This window comes from Paenibacillus vortex V453, assembly GCF_000193415.1.
GTDB lineage: Bacteria > Bacillota > Bacilli > Paenibacillales > Paenibacillaceae > Paenibacillus_AQ > Paenibacillus_AQ glucanolyticus.
Map to the genome: position 1 here is coordinate 1 of NZ_ADHJ01000008.1, position 24,339 is coordinate 24,339.

The following is a 24,339-nucleotide window of genomic DNA, read 5'->3' on the forward strand; positions in this document are numbered from 1 at the left end:
CCGGTTATGCCCGTGGCGCCGGTTGTACCTGTGACTCCGGTAACGCCCGTGGCTCCGGTTGTGCCCGTAGCTCCGGTAACGCCCCGTCGCTCCAGTAGCACCTGTGGCTCCGGTTGTGCCCGTAGCTCCCGTTACGCCCGTGGCCCCAATTGTGCCCGTAGCTCCCGTTGCACCTGTAGGCCCGGTTATACCCGTAGCTCCGGTAACGCCCGCGGCTCCGGTAACGCCAGTCGCGCCGGTTGCGCCTGTGGCTCCGGTTACTCCAGTGACCCCGGTTGCACCAGTGGCCCCGGTTATGCCCGTATCTCCTCTTGCTGCGAGTAGCATATAATCTGGAGACATTCCGGGTAAACCTTCGGGATCGGCAACATTCGTCAAATAAGTACTTCCATTAAAGGTAATCACCTGGTCCGCTGGATAACTATTACTTAATGCAGGATCAAATGGAATTACTCCATTGAGTCCGACACCTGCTTCTGCAATCAAGGAATAATCTGGCGATTCTGATGGTATCCCTATAGGTGAAGAAACGTTTGCAATATAGGTGCTTCCGTTATAAGTGACCACTTGTCCTTGGGAATACAGTCCACTTGTAGCAGGATCAAAGAGAACAATCCCGCTGAGTCCAATGCCTGTCGCACCTGTCGCACCTCTAGTACCTTGTGCCCCAGTTGAACCTATTCCCTCCTGCTGACCGCTTATACCTGTAGGTCCCGTTGCTCCGATGGCTCCAGGAAAACCGATTGGTCCTCTAATGTATTTTTTATTGCGAACAAGATTGCATTGTTTTCTTTTATTTGAAAACCTCCTTTTTCTTATTGCTTTATCCCTATTTCTTTTAAAAACTGCATGCCTTCGGTTTTGATACAACGCACGCTTCAAATTCCGAATCAACCTACGATTAAGTTTGATTTTTTTCTGAATCAGCCTGATATTCGGCCATGTGCGCCGGATTGCTTTGATTTTTTTCAGACTTTTCTCACCTCCACGCTTTTAACATCTTACTTGTAATATGTATGAGGTGACTCATCGACATTTGATAAATTCTATATTTGTACAACCTCATATTGAATAAAAAAGGGAGTGCAATTTTCTCCAGTGACGAATACGACGCTTGGCATCCTAGAACAACAAATTCAGAACTTCCCCACACGTATTATTGAGGCAGTTCATCTTTCTTAACACGGACTTATTTTAAATGAACCTGCAAAGGATCACATTGCCGAATTGAAAATAGATGGTATTAGGGGAATCTTAGATATAGAGGAGCAAGTTATTATATACACGGCATCAAAATGATGTGAGTTATCCGATACCAGCAAATTACTCAAGCAGCCGCCAGAGCAACTGGTAAAGGAACGACTCTGGACAGAGAATTTGTGGCGTGTGATATAACTACCGGTAAACCAGACTTTGATGCAACGATGGCCAGATTTTTATCAAATCCTAAAAATGGATCGAACACCAGGACTAATCTATGTCGCTTTTAATATTCTGCAGCATAAGGGTAAGGGCAAGAACTGTTATCTCCTTTCCCTGCAGCTTAAATGCGTTCCTACCCCGTTTCTGCTGCAGTAGGAAACGTTAAGAATACGGGGTCGGAACTAATAGATGAAATTCCTCTAAACTCGAAATAAGACCTACTGTCACGTGAATGCGTGGGTGGGTCTTATTTTATGTAAGACTGTTTTAGCAAATGACGGTCATCTTCCTGGTATGTCAAATCGGTTGATCTATATGTTAAAAAATTGAATTTTGAAAACCCGCTGATGATCAATTCCAACGGGTTATTTTTAATAAAATACTGATGGAAGAAATCTAATGTGTTTTTTGTATTTTGTAAATATGTAAACCTTCCTAGTGCAAAAACTAAAAAGACCACCAGATTGTATCTGGCGCTCATAGGCAGGCCATTGATGACGGCTTTTATCTTTCATAACCATACGAATGATTAGAAGTCTTATACTTCCAAAATAATCTGGTGATTGAGCCGGGAAATAAGCACATCTGATGAATTCTTGCTATGCAGTTCAGGTTGATCCTATTCACCCTCTCTTCCAGCGGAAGGTCCGGATTTTGAAATGGATACGTCATGGGGCAAAACCTCATTTCTATGCATAATTGAATTGGAAACGCTATCAGAAATACACAGGGCAGGTTCTGATCTGCTAGCTGCTGTTGTGGACCCACTCTATCATAGCGTGCGAGGGAAGAGTCAGAATACATCACTAATTAGCGTTGTTTTCATGTGGAAATTTCATTCCGCTATCATGACAATGACAACAAACCGGCAGCTTCACGAGGAAGCGCCGGTTTGTTGGTGGTATCGCTGCCAATCTGGCATTCAGGCTATTCGTTACATTCGGCATATTTCCTTGGGGCATTCCTCGCAGTGGCAAATATTTCGCAAATACTCGGGATCATTCAGAACAATGCGTCCCCGTTCGGTTGAAATTACGCCCAGTTCCTTGAGCTCGTTCAATATGCGATTGACGCTTTCACGGGTTGAACCGATCATCTCCGCCATTTCCAGATTCGTTATCCGCTTGCTGATTATGGCTCTGCTGTCCTTGCCTGCTCCATTCGTGCCGTACATATTGTACAGACGGAGCAGCAGAGAGCATAATGCGCCGGATTTACCATGCAGCAGCAGATCACGCAATTTGCTCTGTGTCGTGCGGTGCATAAGCGCCATCCAGCCCATGAATTCCAGGGCAAAGTCGCCGTTGGTGCGGATGATTTTATCCAGCTCCGTCTGCGGTACTACCCCAACCTCGCTATCCTCCAGCGCCTTGGCTTCGAATTGATGGACGGCTCGCCCGAACGGGTCGGGTTCACCGAACAGATCGCCGGGGATATGAAGGGACAATGTCGCTGACAGTCCTCCTTCAAGCAGCTTGGACACTTTCAAGCTTCCCCGATGAACAAAATACAGCTGGTCAGCAGGATCGTTCTCCTGATATAAATAATCGCCGGCCAACAATCGGACAGGCTCCGCAATCTCTCGGATTAAAGCGAGATGCGGCGGTGAGTAGACGAGGGAAGTGCCCGCGGGAAACAACCCTCCATCCCTTGAATCGGACCTGGTGCCCCTATTCTGTTTCATACGATCTTCTCCTTCCGTAAGCTTATTCGGCAAGCTGATAATCGTCGTTGGTCCGATTGAATGTTTCGGTAAGGCCTGAGGTGAGATAGATTTGATGGTCCTTGGTGACAAAAATAGCCTCAGCATCGTCCCGGCTCTCAATGAACCGCCGTCCTTCCGCAAGACCGAGCGAGAAGACGGAAGTTGACATGGCGTCCGCGTCCATGGACGTCTCGGTCACAATCGTTACACTGAGCAGGTCATTATCAACCGGATAGCCGGTGAAGGGGCTCAGAATATGGTGATACACGTTTCCCTCAGATTCGAAGAACCGTTCATATACACCGGAGGTGACAATGGTTTTATTCACGACCTCAAGGGTGCCCAGGTGCTGTCCGCGTTGTTCCCCGGGGTCCTGAATACCGATATTCCAGGGGGAACCGTTCGGTTTTGCACCCATCGCGAGGACATTGCCCCCTAGATCGATAATGGCGGATTTGAAATCCTGCTGCTGCAAATAATCCGCGATCACATCGGCGGCATAGCCCTTGGCGATTGCGCCGAGATCAAGCGACATGCCTTTTTTCTTCAGCATGATGGCGTGTGAGGACGGGTCCAAGGTCACATTCTTGTAGTCAATTTTCTGCATTGCCGCAGTCAATTTACGATCCTCTGGCACGTCCGCATGCTCGCTGTCTATCCCCCATAGATCGACGATCGGTCCGATGGTCGGGTCGAAATGTCCGCCAGAAGCTGCTGCGTAATCAACGGCTGTCTGAACAACCTTGAAGGTTTCCTCTGAGACGCTAACAGCAGAAGCCCCCGCTTCCTGATTGACCTGATCAATCTCGCTGCCTGCAAGCAGCCGGTTCATTCGTTGGTCGATTTGCTCCAGCAGTCCGCGCACCTCATCGAAATGCTGGGATGTCATCCGTTCGTCATAAACACGCAGGCTTACAATCGTGTCGAATATAAAATAACGTTCGGTTGCCGGTGCAGTGCTTACGGCTGCTTCCTTCCGATCCGTTGTGGACGCACATCCTATTAAACCTATTAACAGGATGGCGGACATGACCAGTTTACTGCCGAAGGAAAAAAACGTGCGGTACATGGCAGGGCCTCCTCCTCTTCGATTCTGATGATTCCAGCGTATCAGACCCTTATCGTGCTGAATGTGAGAAAAATCATTTCTGGCACTTGGTGTTGGCCTGATAATGAAGATAAGCAAAGCGGAGTGGAGAGATGCTGATGAAACGCGGAGATATTGGAATAGCGCTCGTACTGATAGCCGTTGTCGCCTGGTTTGGATTGTCCAGGTTTATGGGAGAGGACGGAACGGCGAAAGGAACCTATGCCATGATCGAGGTGAACGGCAAGCATTATGATACGGTGGCACTTACGGAGGAACCGCAGGATATAGAAATCCGCACAGAGCGGGGGCATAACCTACTGAGAATATCGCGCGAGGGAATCGAGATGGTTGAGTCGGATTGTCCGGACCAGCTCTGCGTTGGCTTCGGTCACGTCCATGATGTCCATGACACCATTGTCTGCTTGCCCAATCGCGTGTTTGTAGAAGTAACCGGAGATCAAGTTGAAGGAAGTGAGCCCGATGCCGTTGTCTCCTGATCCCTATGCGCTGCGCAAACTGATCGTGATCGCCATTTGTGCTTCATTATCGGTGGTGCTTGGCATCGTGGAAGCATTGATTCCGTTCGCGGTTACGATACCCGGTGCCAAGCTGGGACTTGGCAATATTCTCGTACTGACTTGTCTGGTCTGTCTGGGGGGGAAGGATGCCCTGTGGCTCATTGTTCTAAAAACCTTGTTGACCGCCTTTATACTCGGAAGTTTCTCGACTTTTATGTTCAGCATGTTTGGGGCTCTGGGCAGTTTCCTGGTGATGTATGTCATGCTCCGGCTCGGCGGAAGCAATTTCAGTCTGACCGGCGTGAGCATCGCGGGAGGCGTAGCTCATAATATCGGCCAATTGACGGCAGCCTCGCTCGTACTGGGTACAACGAAAATATACTTTTACCTGCCGTTCCTGCTCGGGGCAGGGGTGGTAACGGGGATTTTTGTCGGATGGGCTGCTAAACATCTGATTGAATCCCTGAGACGGATTGATCCGTTTGGCATGTTTCATGCGGAAAGCTAAGGAGGGGGCGAAGGGCATGGGCACAATCGATAAATCAAAGCATGCCGTCCTGTTGGAGCATGTGTACTACGGACAAGGCTGCACGAATGTGCTCAAGGACGTCTCGCTGGCTATTCCACATGGGCAGTGGGTTTGTATCGCCGGAAGGAACGGGGCCGGGAAGTCCACGCTCATCCGGCTGTTAAACGGCCTGCTTCTCATGAGCCGCGGGCGCATTCTCATCGATGGTCTGGAGCAAAGCGGCCGTACGCTGGGCGACATTCGGCGCCATATCGGCATGGTATTCGCCAATCCCGACGATCAATTTGTCGGCCTGACCGTGGAAGACGATATCGCGTTCGGCCTGGAAAATCTGTGTCTGAGCCGGGAAGAGATGCAGCATCGAATTCAGACCTATGCGGAACGGCTGGATATCGTCCATCTGTTAAAACGCCATCCGGCAACCCTGTCCGGCGGACAGAAGCAGCGGTCCGCCATTGCTGCTGTACTGGCCATGGAGCCTTCCATACTGGTCCTGGACGAGGCGGCTTCCATGCTGGATGAGAAGTCCAAGAACGAGTTGCTGGATTCCATGAGAGCGATGCATGCAGATGGCCGGTATACCCTGATCTCCATCACCCATGATGTGGAGGAGATGGCTGAAGCCGACCGGTTGATCGTATTGGATGGCGGAATGGTGACAGCAGACGGCAGTCCGAGGGAGCTGCTTCTGCGAGAGGACCTGCTCCAGCGGTGCAGGCTGAAGGCTCCGTTTGCTCTTCAGCTGTGCAGGGAGCTGAAAGAGCGTGGGATCGATATCGGTGAGCTTGTCAGGGAGAAGGAGGTGCAGGAGGCGTTATGGTTATATCATTCGAAGAGGTATCTTACCACTACCGGGACCGGGGGATGACCCCGATTCTTGGACTGGACGGGCTGAATCTGGAGCTGGAAGAAGGACGAATGATTGCTGTCCTCGGCGCACCGGGTTCGGGAAAATCCACGATGCTTCAGCATATGAACGGATTGATGCGGGCAGATGAGGGGCTGGTTCGCATTCTGGATTTCAACCTTGAATCAGGCGACAGCAGGAAGATCCCTCCCAAGCTTCGGCAAAGAGTGGGGCTGGTGTTTCAATATCCGGAGCAGCAGCTGTTTGAGGATACGGTGGAGAAGGATTTGCTGTTCGGGCCGCTTAATTTCGGATGGAGTGAAGCGGAAGCCGCCGAAGCGGTCCGCCGGGCAGCCTTCTTCGTCGGGCTGGATGAGGCACTGCTGGCACAGAGTCCCTTCAAGTTAAGCTCCGGGCAGATGCGGAAGGCGGCCGTGGCGGCTGTATTGGCGGCTGATCCTGATATCCTGGCCCTGGATGAGCCTACGGCATCCCTTGATCCTGCGAGCCGCGAGGATCTGATGCAGCGGCTGCATGGGTTGACCAAGGCGGAGGGGAAGACGGTGATCGTTGTTACTCACAGGTTGGAGGAGCTTGTATCCTATGCGGATGATTTCGTGGTAATCAAGGGCGGACGGGTTATTTTTCAAGGCACGGCCCGGGAACTGGTGCACAAGCAGGAGGTACTGGAGGAGGCGGGTCTGATGGCTCCGTCTTCGGTACGGATAGCAGGTACTCTTGCAGCGCAGCTGGGAATAGAGACACCGGAGATGCTGCCGGATGCAGCAGCCCTGGCGGCCTGGTATGCGGGGCTTCTCGAATCACAATCATAGGGCATAAGCGAAGGGAGGGGCAGTCATGAAACGAAAAATCATTCTGGGGCGATACATGGAAGGCGATTCCTGGGTCCATCGGCTGGATCCCCGTGCCAAGATGGCGGCCATGCCGCTGTTTATGGTGGCCGTGTTTATGGTGGACGGGTACATGGGTGCACTCGCGCTGCTGCTGTTTACTCTCGCGGTGATCCGAGGTACCGGAATTCCGTACCGCTACTTCATACGAGCCATGAAGCCGCTTATGTTCCTGATGTTGTTCATTCTGGTATTTCATCTCTTGTATGATGCAGGGGGCAGCAAGCTGCTGGATGCGGGTGCGTTCAAGGTGTATGCGGGCGGACTGGAAAAAGGCATCGTATCCGCATCGCGGATGGCGCTCTTCATCATGCTGGCTGCGGTGCTGACCTTTACGACACAACCGGAGCAGCTGGCCCAGGGGCTCGGCAGCTTGCTGAAGCCGCTGACCTATATCGGTCTGCCGACTGATCGCCTGGTACTGATGCTTGGCATTGCGCTTCGGTTCATTCCGACTATCTTCGAGGAGGCGGAACGTCTGTGGAAGGCGCAGCAATCCCGGGGACTCGACCTGTCGTCCCGGCCGCTGAGAGAGAAGGCGCGGCTGATCATTGCCCTGCTGGTGCCTGTAACGACAGGCGCATTCCGCCGCGCTATCGGGCTAGCCGATTCCATGGAAGCGCGAGGATACCATCTGGGGGCGCCGAGAAGCCGATTCAGGGCCTTCGTATGGAAACGGGCAGACACGCTGTTTGTTGGGGCGTTCCTGCTGCCTGTGGCCGCTGCTGAACTGCTGTAGGTATGTCATGAACATGGAGATAACCGCAGTCCCTAAGGGACTGCGGTTGGTTACTCGAATTTAATCGGAAAGGAACCGCATATGCTTGTGGAGGTATTGCGACAGCCTGTTGACTCCGGGACATTTTCAATCTCCTTCAATAGTGTTGAGAATTCGCTCAGATAGGGTAGCAAGACATGTTTATGATCTTTGATTTTCTTTTGGAGGCTCCCATCGAACTGTCCCTTCTCCAGTATGTCTTTGGCTGAAAGCAGTTTCCCGCTCTTATAATTCTCTGCTCTATAGTACTTCCCGCCAGCGTAATATTGATGGACCCCCGTATAGATTTCCATCAGATCATAATCACCGGGCCTGTATATGCCTTCGCTGGAGGAACTGCCGAAATCCTCTACGCTCCTTGCATATTCGAATCCTCTGAAATCAGGCGTTGACTTTATTCTTTTGTAATATTTCAGAATTTCAATGGTACCGTCTGTCAGTTCGGAATGCATTACAGCAGCATCCTCGTTATCCATTACGGAAAATTCCAAGTAGGTGTTCCCATTTTGATATTCAAACCAAATCTCGCCGATCGATTGCACAATGGAATGACCTGATGTAAAGACATCATCTTGAAACAGACCCTTTGAGATGCTATAGAATTCTAGTTCGGGGTTGCTTTCTTTGCGAATCCCGCTTCCATTCGGACGATCGTTTTTCCATTCACCTTCATAGACGATGATCGTATGATCAGAGACTCTATCCGATATGTACTTGCCAAAGCCGGATCTTTGACCATTGTACCAATCCCCGCTGTACACTTTGTAGGGTCCCCATCTCATGGTGCCTTTCCCGTGGGGCTTGTTATTCTTCAATTCCCCGTAATAGGTTACTCCGTTAGAAATAGTCAAATTCATTTTCTGGCTTGAAGCCCTGATCTCTTCATGGGCAAACAAGAGAAATAGTAAGGCTACTGTCATAAAACTCAGGTATTTTTTGCGCACTCTTCAATAAGTCCCCTCTTCTGAATCCGTCGATTTTCACTGCCCGATGTATACGATCCATGGATGATTTACCCAGTCAAATCATAGACTAGATTCATATTAGGCGTAAAGTTATAAAATGGTAATAATACGTATGAATTGGAAGACTGAACGATTATTTTGGTGAGATCATCTTGCAGCCCTGTGCTCCCTATTAATCTAACGGCAAAGGGGTGTCCGTCGGTTCGATCCCCTGATAGGCCTGATCAACGGACTGCCGGATGTCCTTCAGGTCAAGGCCCTGCTGCCTGCCGTCCAGATACATATTCGTGATGTCGAGGCAGGTTTGGCAGAATTTTGCGTGGGTGGTTGGCGTGAGCCGGCCATCGTCTCCCCTGGCATAATAGCAATTGAGATTGCTGCTGTGGCCGGCATCACCGCACCCGCAGAAGCAGGGCATAAAGGCTAAGTGGCTGGCGTGAAGAATCGCCGTATTGTATTCCTTTACACTGGTTATATGGGGAAGGGGCGAAGCCGGGTTCAGCAGATAGTCGCTTTTTCCGTCCGATCGGCCGACCAGATCCTCCGCCTGCAGCACGCTCCCCCGATACGAACCGCTTACCACTTGAACGCCATGTACACCTTCGAACGTATGCAGTGTCAAAGCGATAGCCTGCTCTGCCCGTTGTCCTTCCTCCGAGGCGGCAAAATCACGGAAGGAGGTGGATAATTCAACCACGGTTGTCCCATTCTCGGTTCGGATCTCCACGAAGGTTACGCCTGCTGGAATGGCGCTCTCAAGTTCAGGTGGAAGCAGATCCCCAAGCTGGGTCAGCATCGTCATGGCACTGACCTTGGCATAACGGACAGCGGTATCCGCCTGAACATACTGGGACACGGGCGTGAATAAACCGCTGTGCGGGTCATAGGCATGGAGAGTTACGCTGGGCATGGTGCTGGGAACGGCGGATATAATCGTGCTTTGAGCCGGGCTCACGCGCTCCGGGTCTTCGGCGAGGGTCTCCAGCTCGCGCATAATCCGTTCGCTCGAAATATCTGCCGTCAATCTGCCGACTTCCTCGTCCTGAGCGTTCAGAAACAGGATGGTGGGATGCTGGATGATCCCGTACCGGTTAACGGCTTCCGTATCCTCCGAAATGCTGAAGTACTGGAAGCGGTAGGCAGGGGTTTCTGCTTCCAGCTGTTCCATGGCATCCAGTGCTATGGAACAGCTGCCGCAGCCCTTAAGAGCAAAAACAGCAATGGATTTCACCTGTGTGTCGCCTGCAGCCCCATCGGCAAGGGGAGAGGACTTGAACAGCATGAAACCTCCGGCGACAAGCAGGATCAGGAAGGTGATCAGCGCTGCTCTCCACCTCCATATTTGTTTGTGATTCATGTGCTTGAACATCCTTTCATACCGAACAGGGATGCGCCCGTATTGGACGATCCCTGTTCAAGTTGGAATATATGAGTTCATGTCTTTAGGGCAGAAAATAATGGAGCAAAGCCTGTAAATCACACCGGGCCGGATGATCGGCCAATTCACCGATCATGAGCTGAGCTTGCTCCGCGTAGGAGCGTGCAAGTTCTTCGCTCTGCTCGGTTGCGCTGCTTCCCGCGATGCGGAGTATCACTTCATCCATGTCAGCATCCGCTGAGCCTGGGCCGAGCTGCCTGATCTTCGCTGCAAGGGCAGGTTCGTTCAGGGCATAGATCACGGGCAGCGTAATGTTGCCGTTACGCAGATCGGCGCCTGCGGGTTTGCCGATGGTCTCCTTGGACTGCGTGAAATCGAGCAGGTCATCCCGGATCTGAAACGCCATCCCCAGCGCTTCGCCGAATTGAAAGAGCAATTCAGCGGTTCTGGCATCTGCTTTGGCCGCCTCAGCGCCCGCTTTCAGGCAGTGAGCCATGAGCAGGGCGGTTTTGCAGCGTGTCTTCTCCAAGTACTGCTCCATCGTCAGATCATAGTTAAAGCGGTGATGCAGCTGGTCGTACTCCCCCATACAGAGCTCCGTCACGAGAGCGGCAAGCTCTGCCAAACGGTAAGCATCCTCCTCGGAGACAGCTTCGCTGGCCCCGTCTGATTCCTCGCCCGGATGGCCAGCAGCCCACTCGATCGCACGGGCGATCATGTAGTTGCCAATGTGCACGGCCGTCTGAACATCCGTTGTTTCATGCAGGGTTGGCATGCCGCGCCGCATATCGGATTGATCGATGATGTCATCATGCACCAGTGAAGCCATGTGTAGATATTCAAGCAGCACGGCGGTTTTCATGACGGCGGACTCATGCCCGCTTACCCCGAAACGGCTGCCGAGCATGACCATCAGCGGCCGCAGCCGCTTGCCACCGGAGTTGATGAGATTCACGACGCTCTCCAGCACAACGGATGGAGGGGAGAGGTCACGGTCTGAAATGACCACCTCCCGGAGCAGGCGGTCGAAGGAAGCGAGATCCACTCCTATTTGTTTATGAATATTCATCTGAATAATCGCTCCTTTTTCCCTTAAGGGCTCCTTATGCGCTCCGTTGTTCCAGGTAGCTGCGGATTTCACGTTTCAGCTCGCTCAGCAGGACTTCAGGTGATGCATTCTTCTTCAGCAGGGTCAGCTGCATGCGTTTGTGAAAAGGCAGGAGCCGGGACAGCAGCTTCCACTCCTTCCGTTTGACGGCAATCCGGTACATGAGTCCGGTCAAATAATCGCCGTCGAGCAGCATCCTCGTCAATCTCTCGTTATCCTGTGTTTGCAGCTTGCCGTGCTTGCTGAGCGCGGATTGAATCAGGATGCAGCATGCCAGTACCGTCATTTTGCGGGAATGGGCCAGTTCATAAGCGTCAAGCATATCGGCAATGTCCCTCACCGGCCTGTTATCCATATCTGTCCAATCGATATCCGTTCCGGAATCGATATGCGACCGAAGCATGTCGATTGTATCTTGTAAAAGCTTCATATCCATCGTTGATTGACTCCTTCCGGAAGGCTCGTGTTGATTAGAGAGCGCAGGACGTTCATGTTAATCGTCCGTAACCGCCGGGGACCAGGGCAGAATCCGCGGCGGCATCGCAACGACAAGGGAACGCAACTTACGCTCTGGACACATGCGCGGCTCTGAGGTCTGATCATGGGGTTCCAAATATCGACGCAGAAGCGGCTTATGAGATGAATCAGCCGTGCATGGTGACGGTTATTCTCATAACAGTGAAAGGGATTAGTCCGTGTACACGTACCATCGCCTTACCAGCGGTATTCGTTTCCATACCTTTTTGAGCCAAGGGTACACGTAATAGTCCAGACCCAGCGTGCTGCCCGATCCGCCGATCAAGGCGATCCCTGCTGCGAGGTACCACAGCATTTCGTTAGGTGCCATGCCCGATACCCAGACCATGGCGCCCATAGCAACACTGGCTATGGCTGCAGGAGCCGTGAACAAACCGACAATCAGCAGGATGCCAACGATCAGCTCAGCCAGTACCATCGAGGTCTGAAACACATAAGCAAGCGAAGTATAACCGCCGTCGCCGGTATAGAACATGAGGTCCATCGACCAGTCCACCATCGATTTTATGAAATCCGGCACCGGCAGTGCCGAGACCGCTTCAGCCGTGTAAGCGGAGGCGGCGGACACCGCATCTGCCGCTCCGGCTCCGGCGGCGTCAGCGCCTGCAGCAGAGGCTGCGCTTACGCCGTCGGCTGCTTTGGCCGGAATCAGAAACACTTTATCCGGATCGTCGATAATTTTGTGAATCTTATCCCAGCCTTGGGAGAGCCACATCCATCCGGCAAAAATCCGCAGCGGAACGAGCCAGAAATTCGGCGAACGTTTCGCAAAATGTCCCCCCAGGAAGCTGCGGTTGTTCCGGACATGGAAGAACTCATGCAGCAGGTAATGGTATACCTTGTTGAAGCCGCACACCTGGAACAAATACACCATGTTGATCAGATGTTTGACTGCCATAGCCAGGAAGCCGCTGAGCTTGAACATGTGGCCTGGAACCCCCACATTGGCTACCCCGTAACGGCTGCCGATACAGACCATCGTGCCGTGGAACGTCGGTTTGTAGGACTTCATCGGTTTGTTCAACAGCTCGGCCACGATGTTAAATGCGATGACCGGGGCTGCCAGCTCCGCGTTTTCTACCATCTGCGGGACAGGTGCAGCTGCACCCTCAGGAATGTAGAATATATTGTCGCCTACAACGTACACGTTAGGATGGGCAGGGATTTGCAGCTTGTCGTTGGTCAAAATCCGCTTGCGGCCTTTTTGCTCAACATCCATGCTGCCAACCACGTCCGAGCCTTCGACTCCTGCGGTCCAGATCACCGTACGGGATTTAATGTCGCTGCCGCCGACGGTAACGCCGTCCGCCTTAACCTCTGTAATCTTGGAGCCTGTAATGATGTTGACGTCCATTTTGCGCAGCCGTTTTTCGGCTTTGCGTATTAGCGGCTCGGGCAGGATCGGGAGGATCTTGTCGACCATATCGGCAACATGAAGAGTTACCTCGCTTGGCTCGACATGGAACTCCTTGCAGAGTTCTTTAGTAAACTCAGCCAGCTCACCGATCATCTCAACGCCGGTAAACCCGCCGCCGACCACAACGAAGGTCAGCATTTCTTTGCGAACCTGCGGGTCGCGCTCAAGTACCGCTTTGCGGAACATGTTCAGGGTGTGTTCCTTCAAGCGAACCGCATCATCATAGGACCACAGGGTAAAGGCGTGTTGATCCGCGCCCGGTATGCCGAAGAAGGTCGGCTTGCTGCCTGTTCCGATGACGAGATAGTCGTAGTTATAGGTTTGTTTCTCACCGCGGAGTCTCTGGTTGTCAAAATCGATATCGCCGATCTCATCAAGCACGACATCCACGTTACGGAATCCGGCAAACACTTTTTGGAGATCCACCTTAATGGAATCTTCCTCTACCCGGTTAGCGGCTACTTCATGCAGTTCGGTCAGCAGTGTATGATACGGCTTGCGGTCGATGAGTGTTATCCGCAAATCCTTCTGTTTACGCAGTCGTTTAGCCAGCTTCTTAGCCGTGAGTATGCCGCCATATCCGCCGCCCAGCACGATAATCTGTTTCATGCGAATCTCCCCTCAAGGAATAGTTGTCTTGTTTCTATCGCTCTTGCTGCTTATTAAGCGCCTTCGAGTGCTTTGGCTGCCAGTTCTACGAATCCGTTGACGTGGATGGATACACCGGAAATGGCATCGGTTTTGCCGTCTTCGGCCGTAACGATTGCTTGCGGATCTTGTTTTTCGATCAAGTACTGCTCGGCTTGATAAGCCTGCTCATGCCATTCAGACTGAGCGCCGCCTTTCTTCATGCCGTACTCCCCGGATTTGGAACGGGTCACTTTGTCGGTACCGCCGTCTTTGTGAATACCATTCCAGCTAACGGCTGCGATCTTGCCATTGATGACAGTTACGTCAACGGTTTCCTTCCAGCCGGAGTTGGCATCGAAGTCAGCCGCTTCCGCATGGTAGCTGCCGTCTTTGTATGGTCCTGCTTCGACAGGTCCTGCCGCGAGGGCTTTTGCTGCCAGTTCGGTAAATCCGTTGACGTGGATGGATACCCCGGAAACGGCATCCGTGCGGCCTTCATCGTTCAAGGTCAAGCCATCGACAGACTGCTGAGCCACGAGGTATTCCTCCATTTTGGCTGCCTGCTCATGCCATTCCGCTTGAGCGCCGCCTTTTTCCTTCATGCCATAGAAACCCTTCTCGGAAAAAGTCTTTTTGTCCAAGCCGCCGTCCTTGTGAAGTCCGTTCCAGTTGGCGCTGACGATTTTTCCGTCTTCGACTTGAATGGCTACGAGCTCCTTCCAGCCGGAATCTTCGGCAAACTCGCCTTCAGCGTAATACAAGCCGTCTTGCAGGGCTGTTCCTTCTTGTGCCGGTTGCTCCGTAGTTCCGCCATTATCCGTGTTTTGGCTCTCTGCCGGTTTGTCCGTGGTGGCAGGCTCTTGGTCTCCGTTGCCCCCGCAGCCAACGAGCAGCGCAAACATTAACATAATGGAGAGGGATAGAGAGAGTGTCCTTTTCATTCTGGTTTCCTCCTATAATTTTGTGAATTACTTCACAATTGTTGTTCTTGAGTTCATTTTATTCTTAAAAAGAATAGTTATCGGTGAAAAAAATCACAAATAGCAATGATGCTCCGGGTGTGGGACCACTTGAATGACTCCAGATGAGGGCTATTAGACTAGATGATGCCTCGAATATCATCCAGCGAAGGGATCCCTTCACGATCCATCAGCTGAATCAGCTCTTCAGCCAGGGTATCGCCGGCTCGCAGGTTGATGAAGTTGAAGGTGCCGATCTGCACGGCTGCCGCACCTGCCATGATGAATTCGAGGATGTCCTCGGCACAGCTGATTCCGCCGATCCCAACGAGGGGGATGGATACGGATCGGGCTACCTGATGAACCATGCGAAGTGCAATCGGTTTAATCGCCGGCCCCGATAATCCGGCATAAGCCCTGTCAAATACGCTTCGCCGTTCCCGGATATCAATCGCCATCGCTTGAATCGTATTGATAAGGGAAAGCCCGTCAGCGCCTTCGGCTTCGCACATTCGTGCCATTTCCTTCAAATCCCGTGCTCCGGGAGAGAGCTTGACGAGCAGAGGCAGCGCAGTAGCTCTGCGGACAGCCCGGACCACCTCTTGTGCCTGTTCGTTCTCAACGCCGAAGGCAAGTCCGCCTTCCTTGATGTTGGGGCAGGAGATGTTAAGCTCGATCATATCGATGGCACGCTTGCCTGCTGCCTGTAGCTTGAGGCTGGCTTCCGTAAGCAGCTCGGCGCCCTCCGTATATTCACGTAAGGTACCGCCGCCAAGATTGACGATGACCGCGGTCCCATGCGAGGCCATTTCGGATAATTCCGAATCCAGAAAAGCCCGGATCCCCGGATTCTCAAGGCCAATGCTGTTCATGATGCCGGATGGCGTTTCATAGAGCCGCGTACCTGTATTGCCGGGGCGAGGATTCAAGGTCAGTCCCTTGGAAACGATGCCTCCGAGCTTGCGAAGCGGATACAGATCCGCATACGGTTTGCCAAATCCGAAGGTGCCTGATGCCGCCAGTATCGGATTCGACAGCGGCACGCCTGCCAGTTCACAATCGATGGAGATCATTCCAATTCACCTCCTTCGCCGGGAAGACAGGACCATCGGTGCATACTTTGCGGCTTGCGCCAGCGGAGGTTAACGTGCAGCTGTTGCATGCCCCGATGCCGCAGCCCATTCGCTTCTCGATGGAGACGTGAAGCTCGGCGTGGGTGCCCTCCACTTTTTTGGCCAGAGCTTGCAGCATGGCAACCGGTCCGCATGCGAATATCTTGTCATAGCGGCTTGGGTCCACTGCATCAACAATGGTGCCTCCGGATTTGACGGTGACATTGCGGCTGATCTCGTGGAATCCGGTGACTCCGAAAGGGACGCTGGTGTATCCCAGATATACGCTGGCATCAGGTATTTCCTTAGCTGCCAGCAGCAGTGGGGCAACGCCAATGCCGCCTCCTACCAGTGCCGTCCGGCCTTGGGGCTCAGGAAATCCTTGCCCGAAAGGCCCCTCCAGTTGAATCTTGTCACCCGCTTGAAGCGCCGATAGCAGCCATGTGCCTGTTCCATGCACGCGATACAAGAAGGAAACGGAGTCCTCCGTCAGGTTATGAACGCTGATCGGGCGTGACAATACGGGATACGTATCCCAGCATCGAAGCATGAAGAACTGTCCCATTCGTGCCGAATAGCTGCCTTGAACGGTTAGTCGATGGATGCGATGAGCCAGTTTGACATTTTGAATAACAAGGGCCACGTTCTCATTCTCCTCCCTTGGCGTACTTTATTTTCGCCCGCAATGTTCCTTGCTACAGTATCACAGACGGATAACGCTACCTGTGACATTTCTCATATTCGGGCGTCGGTCGGGATTGATACCTTTTGTATACATAACACTAGACCTAGAAAAGGGTGGGGATCCTACATGAGAACACTGGTAATCGTTGCGCATCCGAGTCTGCAAACGGGATCACGGATCAATCGGGAACTAACCGAGACGGTGAGATCTATGGAAAATGTGACGGTGCATGACCTGTATCAACAGTATCCGGATGGATGCATCGATATCGCGGCAGAGCAGCAATTGCTGCTTCGGCATGACCGAATCGTGTTTCAATTTCCCTTCTGGTGGTACAGCTCACCGCCCCTTCTGAAGCATTGGTTCGACCAGGTGCTGACTTTCGGATGGGCGTATGGTCCGGGCGGCGACAAGCTTCGGGGGAAAGAGTGGGGCATGGCCGTTACGACCGGCGGAGCCGCTGAGGCGTACAGCAGCGGGGGATACAACCGTTATACGGTGGAGGAGCTGACACGGCCGTATGAAGTGACGGCCAGTCTGGTAGGCGCGGCGTACTTGCCGGTATTTACCGTCCATAATGCCATGCAGCTGACGGATGAAGAGCTGCGACGTCATACGGAGGATTTTGCCCAGCATGTAACAAATGTGGTGCGGTCCCGATAAGGAAGGTACACAAAAAGCGTGCGGATTCCTGCGTAGCGGATCTTTACGGTTTTACGAAGAGCGAAGAAGGCCAAATCGTCGTTTCCCATACTCGAAACTACGGCCTATTGAGGTTCCGTGGCCGTTTGGATAGGAAGAAATGAAGAGCTGTTTAATTAATCGATGGAATAGCTGTTTGAATAATTGAAAACTGTTGGAATAGCCGGACAGCTGAAGCTTCCGGGCTATTCGCTGTGGAGTCATACAGCGTGCGGAAGGAGAGGCTTTACTGGAGCTGCTGTGATTCTATTTTAGCGTAGGGCACAGATGCGCAGGCACGAATCATTTGTGATCGGCAAGGACATGGAGCATCTAATTACTTGAGAAGTTACCGTTGCAATATGGGGAAGCTTATTTTATACTCGTATACATAGATTTACGATACATAGATTATCTAGGTATTGGAGTGATAAGAGAATGAGCATTAACAAAGAGCTGCTTAAGGGCAGCACCGTCATTTTATTGCTTACCGTGCTGAACAAGCGGGAAATGTACGGTTATGAGCTGATCAAGGAGATCGAGCAAAGCTCGGACGGGGTATTCCTGATGAAGGAAGGCACGTTATATCCGATTCTGCACACGCTTGAAGCGGAAGGGTGGCTTGAATCCTCTTGGAGTCAGCATGATGGCCGAAAGCGTAAATATTACCGGCTTACCGAGCTTGGGAAGGACCAGCTCCGTGAGAAGACCAAGGAATGGGTCAGGTTCCGCACGGCGGTGGACACCGTGATCGGGGAGGGCGGTTAGCATGCGACCGATCGAAGAATACAAGGTGGTGCAAGATTTTCTGGGCCGCGTGTGCAGGCAGGTGCGTGCCAGAGCCATGCATCCGGAAATCCGCGAAGAGCTGCTCGGGCATATTGAGGAGCGTACGGAGCTGCTGATGCTGGAGGGGAATGCCGAAGGGCCTGCGGTGGAGGATGCGGTAAAACAGATGGGGGTCCCGGAGGATATCGGCAAGAGCCTGCATCTGGCCCATCGGCCTCAGATGGATTGGAAGCTGCTGGTCCTGCTGGCCCTGCTCTCGATTATTGGACTGTTCGGCGCGCTGAGCGTGGACTATGCCGGTACGGAACACGTCACAGATATATTCGCAAGAAAAGCCGTGTTTCTGAGTATAGGATTCATCCTTCTCATCGCCCTCTATTTCCTGGATTACAGAAAGCTTAAAAAATATTCAGGGTTTTTATTTTTCATCACGCTGTGCCTCATGGCGATGACGGAATTTTTCGGCTCAAATGTGAATGGGGCAAACCTATATCTTCACTTCGGGCCTATTGTGATTCCCATGCTGGGAACGGTTTCCGTCTTCCTTCTCCTATTTGCTGCGGCAGGCATGAAGCCTGCTAGCCAATGGGGACCATGGGAGGGGGTATTTCACATCCTGTATCGGGGTGTGCTGCCTATCGTGCTGTACAGTCTGAGTGGATCCATGGTGTATATGTTCATCTACTTGCTGGCGTTCCTGGTACTGACTTGGACTACCAAAAAGAATAGTAAACAATTTGCAGTATTGACCCTGCTGCCGTTTGCTGGATTGGCGGTTGTCCTGTTTACAAAAAGGAATTATCTCATGTGGAGACTGGAGGGGGTTGCAGATCGAGAAGGAGCCGGGGACTACTTCATGCGGACCATCGCCGATGCCGTTTCTTCTGCCGGCTGGTTTGGTCAAGGTTTTGCAACGCCGAATCCGGGGATCCCGTACGTTTATAGCGACTCCATATATCCCTATCTGATCTATTGCTTCGGCTGGATGTTTGGCATTGTGGTCGGGATGGTCGTTCTTTTGTTCCTCGCCAGAATGTGGAGCATATCCAATGTACTTCACGATTCCTACGGGAAAAATATCGTGACCGGTGTCATTGTCGTGTTGGGCCTGCGCCTGCTCATGCCGATCATTATGGGACTTGGCGTGGTACCGGTTGTGAGTCTGGATTTTCCATTCATCTCTTATGGCGGCACAAACAACATCCTGGACCTCGCTGCGGTCGGTATGCTTCTCTCCATCTACAGACGGAAGAACATGATTCCAAGCGAAGCGGGGGATGCGCCTTCTGTGAAGGCGGCGTAATTGCAATGCTGATGTAGCAAAACTTATGTTATATCGAACAGGTTTATCGTACAACTTCTACTGTTTTAACCCATCATGATTAGATAACTCTTTTCGAAGTTTAGGGAGAGTTATCTTTTTTTTAATTAACTATTGTAAAAATATTCATCATTTAGCTAATGTAACCTGCCTATATATGCAAGATTATTATGGCGTGATGTCATTAAACTTCTGGAAGCTAATGCTGAATTATATTCTGTCAAGGAGGAACCACATGCGGCAAATGGAGGAGTATCAGATTGTTCGGAAATTTTTAGACCGTGTGTGCAAACAAGTTCGCACAAGACAAATGCATATAGAGATTCGGGAGGAACTGCTCAGTCATATCGAAGATCGGGTCGAGTTTTTGATGCGGGAGGGGAATACGGAAGAATCGGCCGTGGAGGATGCGGTAAAACAGATGGGGGTCCCGGAGGATATCGGCAAGAGCCTGCACATGGCCCATCGGCCCCAGATGGATTGGAAGCTGCTGGTGATGCTGGGGCTTCTTTTGATTATAGGGCTGGTTGGCATGTTGAGTGTGTATTACGGAGACGAAAGGTATTCCATCGTCCTTGCAGAGAGAAAGTTGCTCTACCTCGGAATCGGTGTTCTATGTATGACCGTTTTTTATTTTCTGGATTATCGGCAATTGAGAAAGTACTCGGCACCTGTGTTTTTCTTCGTCGTCCTTCTATTAGCCTTTTCGCTGTTATATGGGCAGTTATACGATATGAGAACTCCTTATATCAATATAGGTTTCATCGGCGTCAATATCGTCACGTTCTCGCTGCTGCCGCTTCTGATCGCCTTAGCAGGCATGAAGCCTGCCAGCCAGTGGGGACGGTGGGAGGCGGTACTGAACACCCTGTATCGCGGGGTTCTGCCAGTGGTCCTGTACAGCATAAGCAGCTCGATTATATACACGTACATTTATACGGTCGGGTTTCTTGTATTAACTTGGAGAACGAGCAGAAGCCGAAAACAATTTGCCTTGATTTCTGTGATGCCTCTTGCGGGGTTATCCATTTTTCTCTTCACTCGCATGGATCATTTACTGCTCAGGTGGAGAGAGTTCATGAATCCGTCAGCCAAGGAATTGTGGTACATGGGGAATAACGCTGAGGCGATCCAGACAGCGGGCTGGTTTGGACAAGGATTTGGTGAAGTTACACCGAAGATCCCTTATGTCCTGTATGAAAACGTGTTTCCTTATCTGATTTATTGTTTTGGGTGGATGTTCGGGATTGCGACAGGAGTGCTGATTCTTCTATTCCTCATGAGGATATGGAATATTTCTGCGGTCCACCAAGACATTTATGCTAAACACATCTCTTCGTTACTGATCGTTGTATTCGGTTTCCGCTTGCTCTGGCCTATATTAATGGGATTGGGTATTTTTCCAAAAGTTACATTAGAACCGCCATTCATCTCCTATAGCGGGATGAACCAAATCCTGGATCTCGCTGTGGTCGGCCTGCTTCTCTCCATCTACAGACGGAAGAACATGATTCCAAGCGAAGCGGGGGATGCGCCTTCTGTGAAGGCGGCGTAATTGCTGCGGAAGATCGTCTTTTGTTATACTGATGGGCATATATACTCACGATGAGGTTAAGGAGACGTATATGAACCTGTTAATAGCAGATGATGAGCAGCACATGCTTCATATTTTGAAAGCTTATTTCGAAAAAGAGGGGTTTACTGTTTTTCTTGCCCAGGACGGGGAAGAGGCGGTCGACCTCTTTTATCATCATAAGATGGATCTGGTCATTCTCGATTGGATGATGCCCAAGCGGAGCGGGATTGAAGTATGCAGAACCATTAAACAGCTTGGCCATACGAAAGTTCTGCTGTTAACCGCTAAAGGCGAGGCGGACGATGAGTTTGCGGCTTTGCAGTCCGGTGCGGATGATTATGTACGGAAGCCGTTTGATCCCCGTATTCTGCTGCTGCGCGCCAAGAAACTGCTGCATTTGAACGCCAAGGTCGTGATCGGGAACGTGACCGTGGATTTGGAGGAGCAGCGGATTTACCGCGGGGAACAGGACGTGATGGCTACGCATAAAGAGTTCGAACTCATGAAATATTTTCTGGCGAACAAAGGCCGGATTCTGTCGAGAAAAATGCTGCTGGATCACGTATGGGGCTTTGATTATTTTGGCGATGAGCGCACCGTGGATACCCACATCCGGCGGCTTAGGGAAAAGATCGGCGAGTCATGCATTCAAACCCACCGCGGGATGGGATACAGTCTGGATGACAGTCTATGAGCAAGTTAAGCAAAAAGCTGATCATTCGCATTACACTGGTGCTCTCCGCCGTATTCATTGTGTCTCTTGCCTTAAATACGTATTTTCTCCCGAAATACGTGTTATACCAACAGAAGCAGAAGCTCGTGGAAGTCAGCTCCCATGTGCTGTCGATGGAAAAGAAGCGGCTCTTGGAGGAAATAGCGGAGCTGGAGCAGACCTACCGGGTTACGATCGTTTATGCGGATCTGGCGGAGAGCGAAGATCAGTTGAATGACCGCCTCAAGACGCGGCTGAATGAGAAGCGGATTACGCTCAGCCGCTTTTGGCTGACAGCGGACAACATCGATACGTTGCGGGAAGGCGGAAGGGTTAACAAAATATACGACCAACCCAAATTAAAATCGAACTTCCTCGTCAATTTTTTTGCCAATGGAAGGGAATGTTGTTGCCGTTGGAGAGTCCATTCCGTATACGTCTGACACCATCTCGATGGTTAATCAGTTTAATGTGTATATTTGGAGCGGGGCCCTGGTGGTGCTGATCCTGCTGTCCGTGCTGTTTACGACGCGAATCGTCAAGCCGCTGGCGAAGCTGAATGAAACCGCCGAAGCGATTTCCAACCTGACCTTTACAAAAGCGGACATTCGCACCGGTGATGAGGTGGAGGAGCTGGCCGAGCGGATTAACTCAATGAGTACCAAGCTGGAGAGTGCCCATGTGACACTTGAGGGGAAGAATGAGGAGCTGCGCAGGTTTATTGCCGATATTTCACATGAGCTAAGGACACCGTTAGCCTTGATCAAGGCGTATGCGACAGGCATTCAGGATGGACTTGACGACGGAACCTATACGGAAATTATACGAAACAAAACCGATGACATGACGGAGATGGTTGATCGTCTCCTGTTATTCTCCAAGCTGCAGGTCGAGCCGTATACGCATGCTCCTGTTGAGATTCGTCAGCTGCTAACCGGGATATTGGATACGTACCGCTTATCCTTTGAACAGCAGGGTTTAAGCGTGCAGTTTGAGGATTTGCTGCCGCCAGAGGGCGGCATGGTGATGGCCGACGAGGCCAAGCTGGCCTCGGTGTTTCACAATCTGCTGACAAATGCCATGAAGTATACCGCGGATGAAACCATCCGGGTTAGGGCAGAGCGCAGGGTGGGTGTTTTTCATTTCGAAATCACCAACGCAGTAGGACCGTCTGCAAGATCTCCAGTCGATTGGGATCACGTATGGGAGCCGTTTTATGTGATGGAATCCTCGCGCAGCAAGTTATACAGCGGCACAGGCCTAGGCCTGTCGATTGTACGGACGATTCTGGAGAAGCATCATGCCATCTATGGGGTCCGTCCTGACGCAGATGAGGTGACCTTCTATTTTTCCCTGCCGTTCATGGATCATCATAGCGATCCTGAAATCGTTCGTTCGTGAGGAGGATCGATTAGAGCCAATGCATCAGCCGTGAGGCTGTTGTATTGGCTTTTTTTGCTGCTGTCACATTGATGTAACAGAGGGGACCTAAGATGTAGTCATCACCGAGAGAAAGGGATGACACCCATGATTCATAAACTGCCGAGTCTGCTGCTGAGCCTGTTTTTCCTGCTAGTGGTGCTGCTGCTGTATGTGGGGCACCGAGTTCTGGGATAAAGAGAGGAAGAGGCTGATATGAGAATGCTGGATCACGACGGAGTGCAGGCAAAAGCTGCTGCAGCGGGAATGGGCAAATCACCTCGCCCACTCCGTGTCATCGTTTGGATTGTAATCGGAATGCTCCTGCTGACTGCCGGGACTTATTATTATGCTACGCAAATAGAACCGAGCCGACTGACGGTGACCCATCATACGGTGGAATCGCCGAACCTGTCGCAATCTTTTCATGGGATCAAAATCGCCCAGTTCAGTGATACTCATCTTGGCGAAAGCTATTCGAACCGCCAGCTGCGCCAACTCGTTCAGCGATTGAATCGGGAGAAGCCGGATTTGGTCGTATTTACGGGCGACTTATTTGATTCGGTATGGCGAAGTCCGGCGAGCATCAAGGAAGTACCGGATATTCTGTCCGAGATCGAGGCGCCGCTAGGCAAATTCGCCGTTTATGGCAATCACGACCGCGGTGGCGGGGGGAGCCGCGTGTACCAGGAATATATGAAAAAGGCAGGGTTCCGCGTGCTTGTCAACGATACGGCAAACTTAACGCTCGGCAGCGGAGAGACGATGACCGTTGCGGGCCTGGACGATTATCTTCTGGGTCGGCCGGACGCTGAAGGTACACTATCCGACCTGAGCGAAGATCACTTCAATATGCTGCTTGTGCATGAGCCTGACGTAGCGGATCGCTTGCTTGGGTATCCGATTGACCTGATTCTGTCTGGTCACAGCCATGGCGGTCAAGTGAATGTGCCTGTGCTGGGAGCATGGATCAGGACTTCGCTGGCGGACAAGTATATAAGCGGGATGTATGACATACCCGGCTCAGAGCGGGAAGCACGGTTATATGTGAACCGGGGCATCGGCACAACACGCTTTAAAATCAGGCTGGGCAATCCGCCGGAAATTTCGGTATTTACGCTTCATTCCGGGGCCGGTTAATAGCTCCGTGCATTAAAAAAAGCGAGATGATGGTTCTCTCGCTTTTTTGGTGGCGTATTTATCGTGTGGTTGTCTCGACAGCCATTCAAGTGTGCCCTGGACCACGCGCA

General features: G+C 51.6%; 23 protein-coding genes and 1 pseudogene. 13 read left to right on the top strand and 11 right to left on the bottom strand.

From position 1 onward, the window contains the following. The 3 genes and pseudogenes from PVOR_RS32950 to PVOR_RS03805 all read right to left on the bottom strand — a co-directional run. Positions 1-450: pseudogene (locus tag PVOR_RS32950) on the bottom strand (BclA C-terminal domain-containing protein); the annotation flags it as partial. A gap of 1,906 nt (positions 451-2,356) precedes the next feature. After that, positions 2,357-3,106 carry a Crp/Fnr family transcriptional regulator gene (locus PVOR_RS03800; RefSeq protein ID WP_006207759.1) on the bottom strand — a complete coding sequence of 250 codons (750 nt, stop codon included), beginning with the start codon at positions 3,104-3,106 and terminating at the stop codon, positions 2,357-2,359. A gap of 22 nt (positions 3,107-3,128) precedes the next feature. Then, positions 3,129-4,196, bottom strand: a complete 1,068-nt coding sequence (locus PVOR_RS03805; protein ID WP_006207760.1) for an FAD:protein FMN transferase — start codon at positions 4,194-4,196, stop codon at positions 3,129-3,131. A 137-nt stretch (positions 4,197-4,333) separates the two neighbouring features. Here PVOR_RS03805 and PVOR_RS03810 point away from each other — a divergent pair, with 137 nt between their 5' ends. Genes PVOR_RS03810 through PVOR_RS03830 form a run of 5 tightly spaced genes read left to right on the top strand, consistent with a single transcriptional unit; the run spans position 4,334 to position 7,761 of the window. Continuing rightward, positions 4,334-4,714, top strand: a complete 381-nt coding sequence (locus PVOR_RS03810) for a NusG domain II-containing protein (RefSeq protein ID WP_006207761.1) — start codon at positions 4,334-4,336, stop codon at positions 4,712-4,714. Next, the gene (locus PVOR_RS03815; RefSeq protein WP_006207762.1) at positions 4,698-5,243 is read left to right on the top strand and encodes a Gx transporter family protein; all 546 of its coding nucleotides are present in this window, start codon (positions 4,698-4,700) and stop codon (positions 5,241-5,243) included. Before PVOR_RS03810 ends, PVOR_RS03815 begins: the two co-directional genes overlap by 17 nt. A gap of 16 nt (positions 5,244-5,259) precedes the next feature. Beyond that, entirely contained in the window at positions 5,260-6,132 is an 873-nt protein-coding gene (locus PVOR_RS03820) for an ATP-binding cassette domain-containing protein (RefSeq protein ID WP_006207763.1), read from the top strand. Further along, positions 6,081-6,944, top strand: coding sequence for an ATP-binding cassette domain-containing protein (locus PVOR_RS03825; protein WP_006207764.1), 864 nt, complete (start codon positions 6,081-6,083; stop codon positions 6,942-6,944). The genes PVOR_RS03820 and PVOR_RS03825 overlap by 52 nt, the downstream gene beginning before the upstream one ends. Positions 6,945-6,969: 25 nt before the next feature. Beyond that, positions 6,970-7,761: an energy-coupling factor transporter transmembrane component T family protein gene (locus PVOR_RS03830; protein WP_006207765.1), complete on the top strand. Its 792-nt coding sequence runs from the start codon at positions 6,970-6,972 to the stop codon at positions 7,759-7,761. 50 nt (positions 7,762-7,811) lie between these two features. On the opposite strand, the gene PVOR_RS03835 is transcribed toward PVOR_RS03830, so the two are convergent. From PVOR_RS03835 to PVOR_RS03870, 8 genes are all read right to left on the bottom strand, one after another. Then, complete coding sequence (locus PVOR_RS03835) at positions 7,812-8,720, bottom strand: hypothetical protein (RefSeq protein WP_234972768.1); 909 nt, start codon at positions 8,718-8,720, stop codon at positions 7,812-7,814. A 217-nt stretch (positions 8,721-8,937) separates the two neighbouring features. Further along, positions 8,938-10,122, bottom strand: a complete 1,185-nt coding sequence (locus PVOR_RS03840) for a PCYCGC motif-containing (lipo)protein (protein WP_006207767.1) — start codon at positions 10,120-10,122, stop codon at positions 8,938-8,940. An 85-nt stretch (positions 10,123-10,207) separates the two neighbouring features. After that, the gene (locus PVOR_RS03845) at positions 10,208-11,212 is read right to left on the bottom strand and encodes a polyprenyl synthetase family protein (protein WP_006207769.1); all 1,005 of its coding nucleotides are present in this window, start codon (positions 11,210-11,212) and stop codon (positions 10,208-10,210) included. A gap of 34 nt (positions 11,213-11,246) precedes the next feature. Next, positions 11,247-11,687, bottom strand: a complete 441-nt coding sequence (locus tag PVOR_RS03850) for a hypothetical protein (protein WP_006207770.1) — start codon at positions 11,685-11,687, stop codon at positions 11,247-11,249. Between the two features lie 252 nt (positions 11,688-11,939). After that, positions 11,940-13,814: an FAD-dependent oxidoreductase gene (locus PVOR_RS03855; RefSeq protein ID WP_006207772.1), complete on the bottom strand. Its 1,875-nt coding sequence runs from the start codon at positions 13,812-13,814 to the stop codon at positions 11,940-11,942. A 53-nt stretch (positions 13,815-13,867) separates the two neighbouring features. Continuing rightward, positions 13,868-14,776, bottom strand: coding sequence for an FMN-binding protein (locus PVOR_RS03860; RefSeq protein ID WP_006207773.1), 909 nt, complete (start codon positions 14,774-14,776; stop codon positions 13,868-13,870). Between the two features lie 158 nt (positions 14,777-14,934). Then, entirely contained in the window at positions 14,935-15,867 is a 933-nt protein-coding gene (locus PVOR_RS03865) for a dihydroorotate dehydrogenase (protein ID WP_006207774.1), read from the bottom strand. Beyond that, on the bottom strand, positions 15,848-16,549 hold the full coding sequence (locus tag PVOR_RS03870; RefSeq protein WP_006207775.1) for a dihydroorotate dehydrogenase electron transfer subunit: 702 nt from the start codon (positions 16,547-16,549) through the stop codon (positions 15,848-15,850). Before PVOR_RS03870 ends, PVOR_RS03865 begins: the two co-directional genes overlap by 20 nt. A gap of 168 nt (positions 16,550-16,717) precedes the next feature. Here PVOR_RS03870 and PVOR_RS03875 point away from each other — a divergent pair, with 168 nt between their 5' ends. From PVOR_RS03875 to PVOR_RS03905, 8 genes are all read left to right on the top strand, one after another. Beyond that, positions 16,718-17,254 (top strand): NAD(P)H-dependent oxidoreductase, encoded by a 537-nt coding sequence (locus PVOR_RS03875; protein WP_006207776.1) that lies wholly within the window; start codon positions 16,718-16,720, stop codon positions 17,252-17,254. A 456-nt stretch (positions 17,255-17,710) separates the two neighbouring features. Continuing rightward, the gene (locus tag PVOR_RS03880; RefSeq protein WP_006207777.1) at positions 17,711-18,040 is read left to right on the top strand and encodes a PadR family transcriptional regulator; all 330 of its coding nucleotides are present in this window, start codon (positions 17,711-17,713) and stop codon (positions 18,038-18,040) included. Position 18,041: 1 nt separating this feature from the next. Next, a complete protein-coding gene (locus PVOR_RS03885) occupies positions 18,042-19,364 on the top strand; it encodes an FtsW/RodA/SpoVE family cell cycle protein (protein WP_006207778.1) in 1,323 nt (440 codons plus the stop codon). Positions 19,365-19,617: 253 nt separating this feature from the next. Further along, positions 19,618-20,937, top strand: coding sequence for an FtsW/RodA/SpoVE family cell cycle protein (locus tag PVOR_RS03890; protein WP_040680168.1), 1,320 nt, complete (start codon positions 19,618-19,620; stop codon positions 20,935-20,937). Between the two features lie 70 nt (positions 20,938-21,007). Then, complete coding sequence (locus PVOR_RS03895; RefSeq protein WP_006207780.1) at positions 21,008-21,652, top strand: response regulator transcription factor; 645 nt, start codon at positions 21,008-21,010, stop codon at positions 21,650-21,652. Further along, the gene (locus tag PVOR_RS29050; protein ID WP_052649248.1) at positions 21,649-22,113 is read left to right on the top strand and encodes a hypothetical protein; all 465 of its coding nucleotides are present in this window, start codon (positions 21,649-21,651) and stop codon (positions 22,111-22,113) included. Before PVOR_RS03895 ends, PVOR_RS29050 begins: the two co-directional genes overlap by 4 nt. Then, positions 22,064-23,071: a sensor histidine kinase gene (locus PVOR_RS03900; RefSeq protein WP_083811661.1), complete on the top strand. Its 1,008-nt coding sequence runs from the start codon at positions 22,064-22,066 to the stop codon at positions 23,069-23,071. The genes PVOR_RS29050 and PVOR_RS03900 overlap by 50 nt, the downstream gene beginning before the upstream one ends. A gap of 234 nt (positions 23,072-23,305) precedes the next feature. Then, positions 23,306-24,229 (top strand): metallophosphoesterase, encoded by a 924-nt coding sequence (locus tag PVOR_RS03905; protein ID WP_234972769.1) that lies wholly within the window; start codon positions 23,306-23,308, stop codon positions 24,227-24,229. Positions 24,230-24,339 lie beyond the last annotated feature (110 nt).